Here is a 12,948-nt window from a genome sequence, read left to right as displayed (position 1 = left end):
TTGCTCAACAATTGTCACAAACTCTAAACAAGGCTGATCGGGAATCAGGGCATACTGCCCGGATCAACGCTCCGGGAGCCTACATGCCGCGCCGACTGTTCAAACGCTACATGCCGGATCCGACCAGCATTCGCGAACACAAGTCCTTACGCTTTTTTGGCAAGCTGCTGCACGACCCGAACCTCTGGCACCTGAACCGGCACTCGGTAGCCCGGGCCATGGGGGTCGGCCTGTTCGCGGCCCTCATACCCATTCCCATGCAGATGCTGCTGGCGGCGGCGCTGGCGATTCCGGTGCGCGGCAACCTGCCGATCGCTGTCAGCCTGGTATGGCTGACCAACCCGCTGACCATGCCACCGGTGTTCTTCGTCACCTACATGACCGGCGCCTGGCTGATGCAGGTTCCGCCGCGCAGCCTGCCCGACGAGCTGACCTTCGCCTGGATCAGCGACCAGCTGGCCACGCTGTGGCAGCCATTCCTGCTGGGTTCTCTAGTCTGCGGGGTGGTGCTGGGCATCGTCGCCTACTTCACTACCCTGCTGTACTGGCGCTGGTGGATTGGCCGGCAATGGCGCCGGCGCAAGCTCAGGTGCTCAGGCACGCATGCCGCGGCCGCTGACCAGCAGGCGAACGCACAGCAGGTAAAGCACCGCGGTGGCGACCAGCATGAAGGTAATCGCCGTGCCAATGCTGATGTCCGACACCCCTAGGATGCCGTAGCGGAACGAGTTGACCATGTGCAGCACCGGGTTGGCCAGCGACACGGTCTGCCAGAACGGCGGCAGCAGGTTGATCGAATAGAACACCCCGCCCAGGTAGGTCAGCGGTGTCAGTACGAAGGTCGGGATGATCGAGATATCGTCGAAGTTGCGCGCGAACACGGCGTTGACGAAGCCCAGCAACGAGAAGATGGTGGCGGTCAGCAGCACCACGACCACGGTCACGCCCAGGTGGTGCACCTGCAGGTGGGTGAAGAACAGCGACAGGAAGGTCACGATCACCCCCACCGCCAGGCCACGCAATACCCCACCCAGCACATAGCCGATGAGGATGGTGTGCGGCGATACCGGCGATACCATCAGCTCTTCGATCGAACGCTGGAACTTGCTGCCGAAGAAGCTCGACACCACGTTGCCGTAGGAGTTGGTGATAACCGACATCATGATCAGCCCCGGCACGATGTACTCCATGTAGCTGAAGCCACCCATGTCGCCGATCTGCCGGCCGATCAGGTTACCGAAGATGACGAAGTACAGGACCATGGTGATCGCTGGTGGCAGCAGGGTCTGCGGCCAAATGCGCAGGAAGCGCCGCACTTCACGGTAGACGATGGTGTTCAGGGCGACCCAGTTGGTGCGCAGTTCCACATTCATACTGCCACCTTCGACAGGTTTTTCTCCACCAGGGACACGAACAGCTCCTCGAGTCGGTTGGTCTTGTTACGCAGGCTTTGCACCTCGATGTTCTGCAGCGCCAGCTGGCCGAACAAGGCGGTGATGCCGATGTCCTTGTCCACTTGCACTTCCAGGGTGTGCGGGGTCAGCAGGCGGCAGGGGTAGCCCTGCAGCGCTGGCGCCGTGGCCAGGTCGTGCTTGAGGTCGAGGACGAAGGTTTCGACATGTAGCTTGCCCAACAGCTGGCGCATGCTGGTGTTCTCGACGATGGTGCCGTGGTCGATGATGCCGATGTTGCGGCACAGCTGCTCGGCCTCTTCCAGGTAGTGGGTGGTGAGGATGATGGTGATGCCTTTCTGGTTCAGCTCGGTGAGGAAGCTCCACATCGAGCGGCGCAGTTCGATGTCCACGCCGGCAGTGGGCTCGTCGAGAATCAGCAGGCGCGGTTCGTGGATCAGTGCACGGGCGATCATCAGGCGGCGCTTCATGCCGCCGGACAGCGACCGCGACGGCACGTCACGCTTGTCCCACAGGCCCAGCTGGGTCAGGTACTGCTCGGCGCGGGCCTTAGCCACCTTGGGCGGGATGCCGTAGTACCCGGCCTGGGTCACGACGATGTCGAAGGTCTTCTCGAACTGGTTGAAATTGAACTCTTGCGGCACCACGCCCAGGCAGCGCTTGAGCGCGGCAGGTTCGCGATCGAGGTCATGGCCGAAAACGTTGACCGTCCCGCTGGTCTTGTTGACCAAGGTCGAGAGGATGCCGATGGTAGTGGACTTGCCGGCGCCGTTGGGGCCGAGCAAGGCGAAGAAATCGCCTTCGGCAACATCCAGGTCGATGCCCTTGAGGGCCTGGAAGCCGTTGCCGTAGGTCTTGGTCAGCTGTCGGATCGACAGGGCGGAACTCATAGCGGGTCACTTACCAGAAAAAAAGGTGCAGGACACGCCAGGCAAAGTCACTGGCGCAGTGAGTGCGGCCAATGGTGCTTGGCCTGGCCGCACAAGTACAGTCACATGTATTGATAATGACTATCGAAGCATGCGTGGTGTTCGATCAGGTCAGCGCTGTCATCACTGCGGCCTGGTAGGCCGGGCGCGCCTTGAGGCGCTCGTACCAGGCGTGCAGGTGGTGCATGGGCGGGCGCTCGATCGGCATTTCGAACCAGGCGTAGATGAAGCTGCCCAGTGGGATGTCGCCCATGCCGATGCGCTCTCCGGACAGGTATGGCTGCTTGGCCAAGGTGTCGTCGACGATGGCCAGCAATGCAGCGCATTGCTTGTGCGCGGCATTGATCGCCACCCAGTCACGCTGGTCTTCGGGGGTGCGCAGCAGGCCCCAGAACAACGGGCGGAACGGGCCGGCGAAGGACGAGGTGGTCCAATCCATCCACTTGTCGGCCAGGGCGCGCTGGCGTGGGTCCTGGAGATACCAGCCCTGCTCCGCGCCGTACTCGGCGCACAGGTAGCGGACGATGGTATTGGATTCCCACAGGGTCAGGTCAGCGTCTTCGAGCATCGGCACCAGGCCGTTGGGGTTGCGGGCCCGGTAGTGCGGCTCATTGACCACGCCGAAGGCGCCACCGGCGTCGATGGACTCGAAGTCCAGGCCCAGCTCGTGGGCGATCCACAGCGCCTTGCGCACATTGCTCGAATTCTTGCGGCCCCAGATCTTCAGCATGGCAACGTCCTTATGAAATGCGGAGGTGGCACAGTCTACTCCAGAGTTTTGTTGCCTGTACCGGCCCAATCGCTGGTTGCCGGCGATTGGGCCGGTACAGGACAAGGCGCGCTGAAACTCCCGGCGCCCCACCCTTGTCACTGTTCTGACCCTGTCGTCCACAGCGTTGCGTCTAAGCTATCCGGGACGGCTCAAGCCCCTGGTTCCAAGGAGGACCGATTATGTTGCTGTTGTGGTTGGTGGTATTGGTGGTCGGCGCAGCGTACCTCACGCACCGGCGCTTGGCGCCCTTGCAGATTCTCGGCATCATGGCGGCCTACGTGCTGCTGATGAGCATTTTCAGCCCGGCCCCCGGCTGGCTGCTGACCCTGATCTGGCTCGTGCTGGCCCTGAAAATTGCCCTGGTGGCACTGCCGGAATGGCGCCGCAAGGTTTTCACCGGCCCGGTATTCAACTGGTTCCAGCGCACCCTGCCGCCAATGTCGCAGACCGAGCGCGAAGCGATCGACGCCGGCACCGTGTGGTGGGACGGCGAGCTGTTCAGCGGCCGCCCCGACTGGCACACCCTGCTTGCCTACCCGGCAGCGCAGTTGACCGAAGAAGAACAGGCCTTCATCGACGGCCCGACGGAACAACTGTGTGCCATGGTCAGCGACTGGCAGATTGGCCAGGACATGGACCTGCCAGCCGAAGCCTGGGCGCATATCAAGCAACATGGCTTCTTCGCCCTGATCATCCCCAAGGAATATGGCGGCAAAGGCTTCTCGGCCTATGCCCACTCGCAGGTGGCGATGAAACTGGCGACCCGCAGTGGCGACCTGGCGTCCACGGTGATGGTGCCCAATTCCCTCGGCCCGGCTGAACTGCTGCTGCACTACGGGACCGACGAGCAACGCAACCACTACCTGCCACGCCTGGCCCGTGGCGAGGAAATTCCCTGCTTTGCCCTGACCGGCCCGCTGGCCGGCTCCGACGCTGGCGCCATGCCCGACAGCGGCGTGGTGTGCAAGGGCCAGTGGCAGGGTGAAGAAGTCCTCGGCCTGCGCCTCAACTGGGAAAAGCGCTACATCACCCTCGGCCCGGTCGCGACCTTGCTGGGCCTGGCATTCAAGGCCTACGACCCGGACCACCTGCTGGGGGAACAGGAAGAGCTCGGCATCAGCCTGGCACTTATCCCGACCGACACCCCCGGCGTGGACATCGGCAAGCGGCACCTGCCACTGGGCGCCGCGTTCATGAACGGCCCCAATAGCGGCAAGGACGTATTCGTGCCGCTGAGCTTCCTCATCGGCGGCCAGGCCATGCTCGGCAAAGGTTGGATGATGCTGATGAATTGCCTGTCGGTCGGCCGCTCCATCTCCCTGCCCGCCGTGGGCACTGGCGCGGCCAAGTACACCAGCCTGGTCACCGGCCAGTACGCCAACATCCGCGAACAATTCAATGTGCCCCTGGCGGCCTTCGAGGGTATTCAGGAATCGCTGGCGCGCATCGGTGGCAACGCCTGGCTGATGGACAGCGCCCGCCTGCTGACCGCCAAGGCCGTCGACCTGGGCGAAAAGCCATCGGTACTGTCGGCAATCCTCAAGTATCACCTGACCGAGCGCGGTCGCGAATGCATCCAGCACGCCATGGACGTGCATGGCGGCAAGGGCATCATCATGGGCCCCAACAATTACCTGGGCCGCAACTGGCAAGGCGCGCCGATTTTCATCACGGTAGAAGGGGCCAATATCCTTTCACGCAACCTGATGATCTTTGGCCAGGGTGCCATCCGCTGCCATCCGTTCGTGCTCAGGGAAATGGCCCTGGCCGGGCGCGAGGACCACGACCAGGCATTGCAGGAATTCGACGACCTGCTGATGCAGCACATCATGTTCGCCGCGGGCAACGCGGCCAGCACACTGATATTCAACCTGGGGCTGGGGCGCCTGGAAAACGTGCCCGGTGACACCCTGAGCCAAGGCTACTTCCGTGCCTTGAACCGCCAGGCCGCGGCCTTTGCGCTGCTGGCAGACTTGTCGATGATGCTGCTGGGCGGCGCACTCAAGCGCCGCGAGCGCCTGAGCGCACGGCTGGGCGATGTGCTGAGCTACCTGTACCTGTCCAGTGCCGCGCTCAAGCGCTACCACGACCTGGGCGCGCCGGAACACATGCAGCCGCTGCTGCGCTGGGCCATGGAAGAAAGCCTGGGTCAGGCGGAACACGCCCTGGACCGCCTGCTCGACAACTTCCCCAACCGCTTTGTCGGCTGTGCGCTGCGGGTACTGGTGTTCCCCTTCGGCCGCCGCCATACCGGGCCGAGCGACGAGCTGGATGCCGAAATTGCCGCGCTGATCGGCCGCAACAAAGGCGACCCGGCACTGGAGGAGTTGCTTGCCGGCTGCTTCAGGCCACAGGCCGACGGCGACCCGGTGGCGGCGCTGCAACGGGCCAGCGACCTGCTGGACGAGACCGCCCCGCTGTACAAGGCGCTGCATCAGGCGATCAAGGAAGGCCGAGTGCAACCCGCACCCGGCCAGTCGGCGATCGACGCAGCGGTCGACAGCGCGGTGCTGCAGCCAGGCGAAGGGCAACGCCTTCAAGCAGCGGAACAGGCACGCCGCGCAGTGATCGATGTCGATGCCTTCGACAAGGCCCAGTTGCTGGCGGAACCGGGCAAGGTTCGCTGATCGGCACTGCCAGAAAGGGGCTGCTTTGCGGCCCCTTCCCCATCCCGCGTATACTCCGCGCCCGTTTCGACCACACCGAGGACCGCCACCATGGCCAACCCCCATCTGGAATACCACCTGCAACTGCTGAACCACCTGCGCACCATCCTGGTCGCCCTGGGTGAAGCGGATCAGGTACCGGAGGAAAGCCACGCCCTGTTCCTCGAACGCTTCGACGAACTGCTGACCCTGCTGCCGCAAGACCCACTGCAAAGCCAGTACCTGGGCCAGGACCTGATCTGCCAGGTGATCCAGCGCTACCCGCAGATCGCCCACCTGGTACCCCGCGACCTGCTGTGGTTCTTTGCCGGTGACTGCCTGCACTTCATGCCTGACGAAGAACTGGAGCTGTACCAACAACTGGAAGAGCGCCGCTACGAAGCCGAGCAGGCCGGCGAGCCGTTCGACTGGAACCTGGAAAAGCAGCTGCTGGGCGCCCAGCAAGGCCCCGCCAGCACGCACTGACCGCAACGCACAGGCTGCGATGAAACATGCGCGGCCTGTTTACCCGCAACATTTTCCAGAGACGAAAAAAAACGCCACCTCACAAGAGATGGCGTTTTCTGAATTGGAGCGGGAAACGAGACTCGAACTCGCGACCCCGACCTTGGCAAGGTCGTGCTCTACCAACTGAGCTATTCCCGCAATTTGAAGCTTTACCGCTAAACGGCGTGAAGCGCCTTTACGACCTTCACCACCACTGCACCGTGCGAACGCCACAGTATTTAAACTGGAGCGGGAAACGAGACTCGAACTCGCGACCCCGACCTTGGCAAGGTCGTGCTCTACCAACTGAGCTATTCCCGCATTTGGCGTCCCCTAGGGGACTCGAACCCCTGTTACCGCCGTGAAAGGGCGGTGTCCTAGGCCACTAGACGAAGGGGACACACAACACTTTTCAGTGCACCAGAACATGAACCTCACGATTCAGCCTGGATTTTCTTTTCCTGCCTCGCCGCAAGGCGCTGCCGGATAAACTGGAGCGGGAAACGAGACTCGAACTCGCGACCCCGACCTTGGCAAGGTCGTGCTCTACCAACTGAGCTATTCCCGCAATTTGGCGTCCCCTAGGGGACTCGAACCCCTGTTACCGCCGTGAAAGGGCGGTGTCCTAGGCCACTAGACGAAGGGGACACGCTGCTGGCATCGCTGCCTGCTTTCACTCCCTGCCGCGTTTCGCTGTGTGCTTTACGCTGCAAGTGGCGCGCATTCTATGGAGGCTTCGTAGAGGCGTCAACCCCTTTGTAGAAATTTATTTAAATCAACGACTTCCGGGTGTGGGGTGCAGATCCGCAGGCGGCGGCCGATATAAAGAAGGCCTGCCCGCGAAGCGCGCCGGCAGAGGACACGGCGGCTGTTCGTTCCCAGGCGAACTTACTACACTCAAGGGTGTGATTCTTCTTCAACGAGGCATTAACGGTGACTCCACTTCTGATCACCCTGCTCATCGTGGCGGGTATCGCGTTGCTGATCGTGATCGGCTACCTCAACAATGTTGTCGAGAACAACAAGCTCGAGCGCGCCCGGCTGAAAGTCGAGCTGGCCGACCGCCTGCGCCGTTGTGGCGAAATCACCGAAACCTTCCCCGGCCAGTTCATGACCCCGGCGCTGAAGCTGCTGCTGACCCGCCTGGAACTCAACCTCAACCAGCGCCAGCTGGCGCTGGACAAGCACAGCGCCGAAATCAAGGCACGCATTGCCGAACTGGAGGGGCTGATTGCCTTGGGCGGGAAGATTCCGGTCAACAACCCACCCAGCCCGATCCAGACCGAGGTCAAGGCCAAGGACGTGCGCTTTTTGCTGGAGGCGCTGCACAGCCAGGTGACCCGCGCCGCCCAGGAGGGCTTCCTGCCCACAATCGAGGCCAAGCACTGGGTCAGGGAGATCCGGCATGTGCTGGTGCTGCTGCATATCGAGTTCTTCAACAACCTGGGCCAGCAGGCCCTGCAGAATGGCCAGCCGGGCCAGGCGCGCCTGGCCTTCGAGCGCGGCGTGCAGTACCTGCGCAAGCAGCCGGAGCCGAAGGCCTATGAAGAGCAGTTGACCTACCTGGAGAAACTGCTGGCCCGGGCCAATGCCCAGGTGCTGGAAAAGATGGAGCCGGCGGAAAACGAGCAGAACGAACTGACCCAGGGGCTCAAGACCGATGACGAAGAGACCTGGAAGAAGCGGGTGATCTACGACTGATCGGAAAACTGTTGCGGGTTTGACGGCCCTGCCGCCGGCAAATCCGCCCAGCTACTGCACAAGTGCAAACCGGTGTTGGACTTGTGGATGCGGGCTTACCGCCGACAGGGCCCGTGCAGGCAACCACAATCAGCAGTCAGTCAACTCCAGAAAGAGCGCCGCCAAGCGCTCCAGCCCCAGCTGGTCCGCCTCGCTGAAACGGCCGATCTTCGGGCTATCCAGGTCCAGTACACCAATCAACCTGCCCTCCTTCACCAGCGGAATCACCAGCTCGCTGTTCGACGCACTGTCACAGGCGATATGCCCCGGAAACGCATGCACGTCTTCCACTCGCTGGGTCTGCCGCGTTGCCGCCGCCGCCCCGCACACGCCCTTGCCGAACGGAATGCGCACGCAGGCCACCTGGCCCTGGAACGGGCCGAGCACCAGCTCTTCGTTGCGGTTGAGGTAGAACCCCGCCCAGTTCAGGGCGTCCACCTGGTTGTACAGAAACGCCGAGAACTGCGCGGCATTGGCGATGAAGTCACGCTCGTCGGCAAACAGCGCCTGCACTTGCGCCGCCAGCAGGTTGTAGCCGTCGAGTCCGGCGCCACTGGCATTGAGGTCGATCATTTACTTTGCTCCAGCAATTGCAGCCCGACCCAGTAGCGGGCGAACTGATAGGCACAGCGGCCATTACGGTTACCGCGGCCGGTGGCCCAGCGCACGGCGAGGATGTCCAGGGCTTCGTCACGCTGCCAGCGCAAGCCGGCCGGGCGTGCCAGCTGGCCGATCCAGTGCTCGACCACGTTGAGGAAGTGTTCCTGACTGAAAGGGTAGAACGACAGCCACAGGCCAAAACGGTCGGACAGGGCAATCTTGTCCTCCACCGCTTCGTTGGGGTGCAGTTCGCCGTCGACCATTTTCCAGTTTTCGTTGTCGCTCTGTTTTTCCGGGACCAGGTGGCGGCGGTTGGAGGTGGCGTACAGCAGCACGTTGTCCGGGGCCTGTTCCAGCGAGCCATCGAGCACGCTCTTGAGCACCCGGTAGTCGCCCTCCCCGGCTTCGAACGACAGGTCGTCGCAGAACAGGATGAAGCGCTGCGGCAGCTTCTGCAGTTGCTCGACCACGCGTGGCAGGTCGGCCAGGTGATCACGTTCGATTTCGATCAGGCGCAAACCGGCACTAGCGTGTTCGGCCAGCAGGGCCCGCACCAGCGACGACTTGCCAGTACCGCGCGAACCCCACAACAATGCGTGGTTGGCGGGCAGGCCGTTGATGAACTGGTGGGTGTTGCGGCCCAGCTGGTCACGCTGCAGGTCGACGCCGATCAGGTCGCTGAGGCGAATGTCCAGGCTGACCTGCAGCGGCAGCAGATAGCCGCTGCGGCCGTCGCGCTGCCAGCGCGCGGCCAGGGTGGTGGCCCAGTCGATGTTCGGACGTGTTGCCGGCAACAGAGGTTCGAGGCGCGCCAGTACCGATTCGGCGCGGTCCAGGAAAGCAATCAAGCGAGCGTCCATCAGGGCTCCTGCAAATTCAGATTCGGGGTTGTTGTGCTGGCCTCTTCGCGGCTAAAGCCGCTCCCACAGGTTTATCACCGCCCTTGAGACCTTTGGTGTACCTGTGGGAGCGGCTTTAGCCGCGAAGAGGCCGGCACAGCCAGTAAATCAATCAAGGCTGAATGTGCGACAGACCCACCAGCAGCCGGGGTTGATCGGCTATGCTTGCGCTGCGCAAGGAACGTGGAACCGGCTCGGCACTCATGGATATAAAGTTCACCAATCGCCTGTCATACAAGCAAGCCCGGTTGACAGTCCTGGTCGGCTTCATCCTGGGAACATTGCTCAGTCTCATCCAGATCGGCATCGATTATGCCAGCGAAGACGCGTCCATCAACCGAGAAGTGCGCGACTTGCTGAAAATCAGCCACAACCCGGCCTCGCGCATCGCCTACAACATCGACTCGGAGCTGGCCCTGGAGTTGACCAGCGGCCTGCTGCAATCGCCGGCGGTCATCCGCGCACGGCTGAGCGACAACAACGGCATGGTGCTGGCCGATGTCCAGCGTCCGCGCATGCAGGACCGCTATCGGTCACTGAGCGATTTCCTGTTCGGCGAGCAGCGCCAGTTCGAGGATCGCCTGTACCTGACCCACATGCCCGACGACTACCTCGGCAACCTGTACCTGGAGGTGGACACCTACGCCTTCGGCGCCCGCTTCCTCGACCGCGCCGGTGTCACCCTGGTCAACGGCTTCGCGCGCAGCCTGGTGTTGACCGGCATCCTGCTGGCGCTCTTCTACATGATGCTGACCAAGCCATTGGTAACCGTGATCGGCGCGCTCAGTGGTCGCGACCCACGCAAGCCTCGGCGAACCCGCCTGGACTGCCCGCATGGTCACGAAAACGATGAAATCGGGGTGCTGGTGAAAGTCGCCAACCAGCAATTCGTCAGCATGGCCACCGAGATCGATCAGCGCCGCAACGCGGAAAACCGCCTGACCCAGTACCTCAACGAGCTGGAAGACATCGTCTCGGCGCGCACCAATGAGCTGAAAGCCAGCAACAACAGCCTGAGCCGCTCCAACCAGGAACTGGAAGAGGCCCGCCGCCGGGCCTTGGACATGGCCCAGGCGCGTTCCGCCTTCCTCGCCAACATGAGCCATGAGATCCGCACCCCGCTCAACGGCATGCTCGGCATGATCGCCCTGGCCCTGGACAGCCCCTTGCCCAGCGAACAGCGCCAGCAGCTGGCGATTGCCCATGACTCAGGCAAGGTACTGGTCGAGCTGCTCAACGATATCCTCGATCTGTCCAAGTTCGATGCCGGCCAGCTGGAGCTGGAGCACATCCCGTTCGACATGGGCTCGATGGTCGAAGACACCGCCAACCTGCTGTCACAGAACACTGCGCAGAGTGTCGAGCTGACCTGCCTGATCGCCCGCGACTTCCCCAGCAGTGTGCTGGGCGACCCCACACGGGTGCGCCAGGTGGTCAGCAACCTGCTGTCCAACGCCCTCAAATTCACCCGTTTCGGCCGCGTCGATGTGCGCCTGACCACCATTGTCGGCGGCGTGCGCCTGGAAGTGCGCGATACCGGTATTGGCATCCCCGAAGAAGCCCAGGCACGAATCTTCCAGCCATTCACCCAGGCCGGCGCCGGCATCACCCGCCAGTTTGGCGGCACCGGCCTGGGCCTGGCGCTGACGCACAACCTGTGCAAGGCCATGCAGGGCCGCCTTTACATTGATTCGCAGCCGGGCTTTGGCAGCCGCTTCAGTGCCGAGCTGCCATTGGCCGTGCACACCGAGGCCATCGCTCCGCCCCCGCTACAAGGACGGGTGGCGGCACTGACCATGGCCGGCAGCGGGCTTGATGAATTGCTCCAGGACCTGCTGCCCGCCTGGGGGCTGGCGTATCAGCGCCATGACAGCAGCGCCACGCTGGATGCCGCCGCCATCGACCTGCTGATCACCGATGATCTCGACCGCCTGTTCGAACTGCGCCCGGCGTTGAAAACCCCAATCCTGCTGGTGACCGCCTACGGTAACTTCCTGCCCAGCGAACAATCGGTCGCCCTCGCCCCGCTGCATCAACTGGCCCGCCCCCTGGCGCGCAACGCCCTGTACCAGACCCTGCGCCGCACCTTGCAAGGCTTCGAACCCGAACACCCGCTCGCCAGCCCGGCCATCACCCTGGAACAAGGCCGCGCGCGGATCCTGCTGGTGGAGGACAACCCGGTGAACCAGCTGGTAGCCAAGGGCATGCTGGCCAAGCTGGGCTGCCAGGTACAACTGGCGACCCAGGGCGCCGAAGCCCTGGAAATGCTCGAGCAGGACACCTTCGACCTGGTGCTGATGGACTGCAACATGCCGGTGATGGATGGCTACGAGGCCAGCCGACGCATCCGCCAGAGCGGCCGCTGGCCCGACTTGCCGATCGTCGCCCTCACCGCCAATGCCATGCCCGAGGAGCGCGAGCGCTGCCGGGCGGCGGGCATGACCGACTATCTGGCCAAGCCATTCCGCCGCGAAGAGCTGCTGGCACTCATCGACCACTGGGTGCCGGTCAACGGCTGAGCAGGCGCTCGATGTCTGCCTGCAGCGCCTGCGGCTTGGTGGTGGGGGCATAGCGCCTGACCTGGCCGCTGGCCGGATCGACCAGGAACTTGGTGAAGTTCCACTTGATCTTCTGCGAACCGAGCAGGCCTGGGGCACGCTGCTTGAGTTCGACGAACAGCGGGTGGGCTCCCGGGCCGTTGACCTCGACCTTGCGGAACAAGGGGAAACTCACGCCGAAATTGCGCTCGCAGAACTGGGCGATTTCCCGCGCATCGCCCGGCTCCTGCTTGCCAAACTGGTTGCAGGGGAAGCCCAGCACCACCAGGCCACGTGCCCGGTAGGCCTGCCACAGTTGCTCCAGGCCTTTGTATTGCGGGGTGAAACCGCACTGGCTGGCGGTATTGACCACCAACAGGGCCTTGCCCGGGAAGTCACCGAGCGTCTTGTGCTCGCCGCCCAAGGTCACGCATTTGATATCCAGCATCGATTCAGCCATGTAGCGGGCTCCGGTCAGTCGCGCGGGCGCAGGTCGATGCACACCGAGTTGATGCAGTAACGCAGGCCGGTCGGTGGCGGACCGTCCGGGAACACATGGCCCAGGTGCGCATCGCAGCGGGCGCAGGTGACCTCGGTGCGGATCATGCCGTGGGAGGTGTCGCGGATTTCGATCATCGCGCCGTCCTCGATGGGGGCATAGAAGCTCGGCCAGCCGCAGCCGGAATCGAACTTGGTCTGCGCATCGAACAGTGGCAGGCCGCAGCAGATGCAGTGGTAGATGCCGTCACGGCGCTCGCTGTTGTACTTGCCGCTGAATGGCCGCTCGGTGCCTTTGAGACGGCATACCTGATACTGCTCGGGGTCGAGCATCGAGCGCCATTGTTCCAGGGTTTTCTCGATCTTTTGCATGTAGGGACCTCGGCAGGCTGAATTTCACTGTGCACCG

12 protein-coding genes and 5 tRNA genes are annotated in these 12,948 nt (G+C 63.0%); 5 read left to right on the top strand and 12 right to left on the bottom strand.

Going from position 1 to position 12,948, the window contains the following annotated elements; translation table 11 throughout:
• Positions 1-83 precede the first annotated feature (83 nt).
• The gene (locus HU763_RS07595) at positions 84-710 is read left to right on the top strand and encodes a DUF2062 domain-containing protein (protein ID WP_186689089.1); all 627 of its coding nucleotides are present in this window, start codon (positions 84-86) and stop codon (positions 708-710) included.
• On the opposite strand, the gene HU763_RS07590 is transcribed toward HU763_RS07595, so the two are convergent.
• The 3 genes from HU763_RS07590 to HU763_RS07580 all read right to left on the bottom strand — a co-directional run bounded on the left by HU763_RS07590 (position 594) and on the right by HU763_RS07580 (position 3,071).
• A complete protein-coding gene (locus tag HU763_RS07590; protein ID WP_186680575.1) occupies positions 594-1,373 on the bottom strand; it encodes an ABC transporter permease in 780 nt (259 codons plus the stop codon). The two genes, HU763_RS07595 and HU763_RS07590, sit on opposite strands and share 117 nt — an antisense overlap.
• Entirely contained in the window at positions 1,370-2,302 is a 933-nt protein-coding gene (locus HU763_RS07585; protein WP_186689086.1) for an ABC transporter ATP-binding protein, read from the bottom strand. The genes HU763_RS07590 and HU763_RS07585 overlap by 4 nt, the downstream gene beginning before the upstream one ends.
• Positions 2,303-2,447: 145 nt before the next feature.
• Entirely contained in the window at positions 2,448-3,071 is a 624-nt protein-coding gene (locus tag HU763_RS07580) for a glutathione S-transferase (protein ID WP_186680580.1), read from the bottom strand.
• A 221-nt stretch (positions 3,072-3,292) separates the two neighbouring features.
• Here HU763_RS07580 and HU763_RS07575 point away from each other — a divergent pair, with 221 nt between their 5' ends.
• Together HU763_RS07575 and HU763_RS07570 are read left to right on the top strand one after the other, a co-directional pair.
• Positions 3,293-5,740 (top strand): acyl-CoA dehydrogenase, encoded by a 2,448-nt coding sequence (locus HU763_RS07575; RefSeq protein WP_186689084.1) that lies wholly within the window; start codon positions 3,293-3,295, stop codon positions 5,738-5,740.
• 90 nt (positions 5,741-5,830) lie between these two features.
• On the top strand, positions 5,831-6,244 hold the full coding sequence (locus HU763_RS07570) for a PA2817 family protein (RefSeq protein ID WP_186689082.1): 414 nt from the start codon (positions 5,831-5,833) through the stop codon (positions 6,242-6,244).
• A gap of 104 nt (positions 6,245-6,348) precedes the next feature.
• Here the strand turns inward: HU763_RS07570 and HU763_RS07565 are convergent.
• The 5 genes from HU763_RS07565 to HU763_RS07545 form a co-directional block, all read right to left on the bottom strand.
• Positions 6,349-6,424: transfer RNA gene (locus HU763_RS07565), tRNA-Gly, on the bottom strand.
• 86 nt (positions 6,425-6,510) lie between these two features.
• Positions 6,511-6,586 (bottom strand) — tRNA-Gly (locus tag HU763_RS07560).
• A 3-nt stretch (positions 6,587-6,589) separates the two neighbouring features.
• A tRNA-Glu gene (locus HU763_RS07555) sits at positions 6,590-6,665 on the bottom strand.
• Between the two features lie 92 nt (positions 6,666-6,757).
• Positions 6,758-6,833: transfer RNA gene (locus HU763_RS07550), tRNA-Gly, on the bottom strand.
• Between the two features lie 4 nt (positions 6,834-6,837).
• Positions 6,838-6,913 (bottom strand) — tRNA-Glu (locus HU763_RS07545).
• A 285-nt stretch (positions 6,914-7,198) separates the two neighbouring features.
• Between HU763_RS07545 and HU763_RS07540 the strand changes: the two genes are divergently transcribed.
• Positions 7,199-7,966, top strand: coding sequence for a hypothetical protein (locus HU763_RS07540; RefSeq protein WP_186689080.1), 768 nt, complete (start codon positions 7,199-7,201; stop codon positions 7,964-7,966).
• Between the two features lie 129 nt (positions 7,967-8,095).
• Here the strand turns inward: HU763_RS07540 and HU763_RS07535 are convergent, their stop codons facing one another.
• Both HU763_RS07535 and HU763_RS07530 read right to left on the bottom strand, forming a co-directional pair.
• Entirely contained in the window at positions 8,096-8,578 is a 483-nt protein-coding gene (locus tag HU763_RS07535) for a GAF domain-containing protein (protein WP_186689078.1), read from the bottom strand.
• The gene (locus tag HU763_RS07530) at positions 8,575-9,465 is read right to left on the bottom strand and encodes an ATP-binding protein (protein ID WP_186689076.1); all 891 of its coding nucleotides are present in this window, start codon (positions 9,463-9,465) and stop codon (positions 8,575-8,577) included. The genes HU763_RS07535 and HU763_RS07530 overlap by 4 nt, the downstream gene beginning before the upstream one ends.
• Before the next feature lie 200 nt (positions 9,466-9,665).
• Between HU763_RS07530 and HU763_RS07525 the strand changes: the two genes are divergently transcribed.
• Positions 9,666-12,023 (top strand): hybrid sensor histidine kinase/response regulator, encoded by a 2,358-nt coding sequence (locus HU763_RS07525; RefSeq protein WP_186689073.1) that lies wholly within the window; start codon positions 9,666-9,668, stop codon positions 12,021-12,023.
• Here the strand turns inward: HU763_RS07525 and HU763_RS07520 are convergent.
• Entirely contained in the window at positions 12,013-12,501 is a 489-nt protein-coding gene (locus HU763_RS07520; RefSeq protein WP_186677861.1) for a glutathione peroxidase, read from the bottom strand. The genes HU763_RS07525 and HU763_RS07520 overlap by 11 nt on opposite strands.
• A 14-nt stretch (positions 12,502-12,515) precedes the next feature.
• Positions 12,516-12,911 carry a peptide-methionine (R)-S-oxide reductase MsrB gene (msrB, locus tag HU763_RS07515; protein ID WP_186689071.1) on the bottom strand — a complete coding sequence of 132 codons (396 nt, stop codon included), beginning with the start codon at positions 12,909-12,911 and terminating at the stop codon, positions 12,516-12,518.
• Positions 12,912-12,948 lie beyond the last annotated feature (37 nt).

It is taken from the genome of Pseudomonas anuradhapurensis, from assembly GCF_014269225.2.
Lineage (GTDB): Bacteria > Pseudomonadota > Gammaproteobacteria > Pseudomonadales > Pseudomonadaceae > Aquipseudomonas > Aquipseudomonas anuradhapurensis.
This window is presented reverse-complemented; position numbering and strand designations above follow the sequence as displayed.

Excerpts from the sequence above, each read along its gene's own strand:
- HU763_RS07535 (WP_186689078.1), bottom strand. The coding sequence starts at position 8,578 with ATGATCGACCTCAATGCCAGTGGCGCCGGACTCGACGGCTACAACCTG.
- HU763_RS07570 (WP_186689082.1), top strand. The coding sequence starts at position 5,831 with ATGGCCAACCCCCATCTGGAATACCACCTGCAACTGCTGAACCACCTG.
- HU763_RS07530 (WP_186689076.1), bottom strand. The coding sequence starts at position 9,465 with ATGGACGCTCGCTTGATTGCTTTCCTGGACCGCGCCGAATCGGTACTG.
- HU763_RS07590 (WP_186680575.1), bottom strand. The coding sequence starts at position 1,373 with ATGAATGTGGAACTGCGCACCAACTGGGTCGCCCTGAACACCATCGTC.
- HU763_RS07595 (WP_186689089.1), top strand. The coding sequence starts at position 84 with ATGCCGCGCCGACTGTTCAAACGCTACATGCCGGATCCGACCAGCATT.
- HU763_RS07580 (WP_186680580.1), bottom strand. The coding sequence starts at position 3,071 with ATGCTGAAGATCTGGGGCCGCAAGAATTCGAGCAATGTGCGCAAGGCG.
- HU763_RS07525 (WP_186689073.1), top strand. The coding sequence starts at position 9,666 with ATGCTTGCGCTGCGCAAGGAACGTGGAACCGGCTCGGCACTCATGGAT.
- HU763_RS07575 (WP_186689084.1), top strand. The coding sequence starts at position 3,293 with ATGTTGCTGTTGTGGTTGGTGGTATTGGTGGTCGGCGCAGCGTACCTC.
- HU763_RS07520 (WP_186677861.1), bottom strand. The coding sequence starts at position 12,501 with ATGGCTGAATCGATGCTGGATATCAAATGCGTGACCTTGGGCGGCGAG.
- HU763_RS07585 (WP_186689086.1), bottom strand. The coding sequence starts at position 2,302 with ATGAGTTCCGCCCTGTCGATCCGACAGCTGACCAAGACCTACGGCAAC.
- msrB (WP_186689071.1), bottom strand. The coding sequence starts at position 12,911 with ATGCAAAAGATCGAGAAAACCCTGGAACAATGGCGCTCGATGCTCGAC.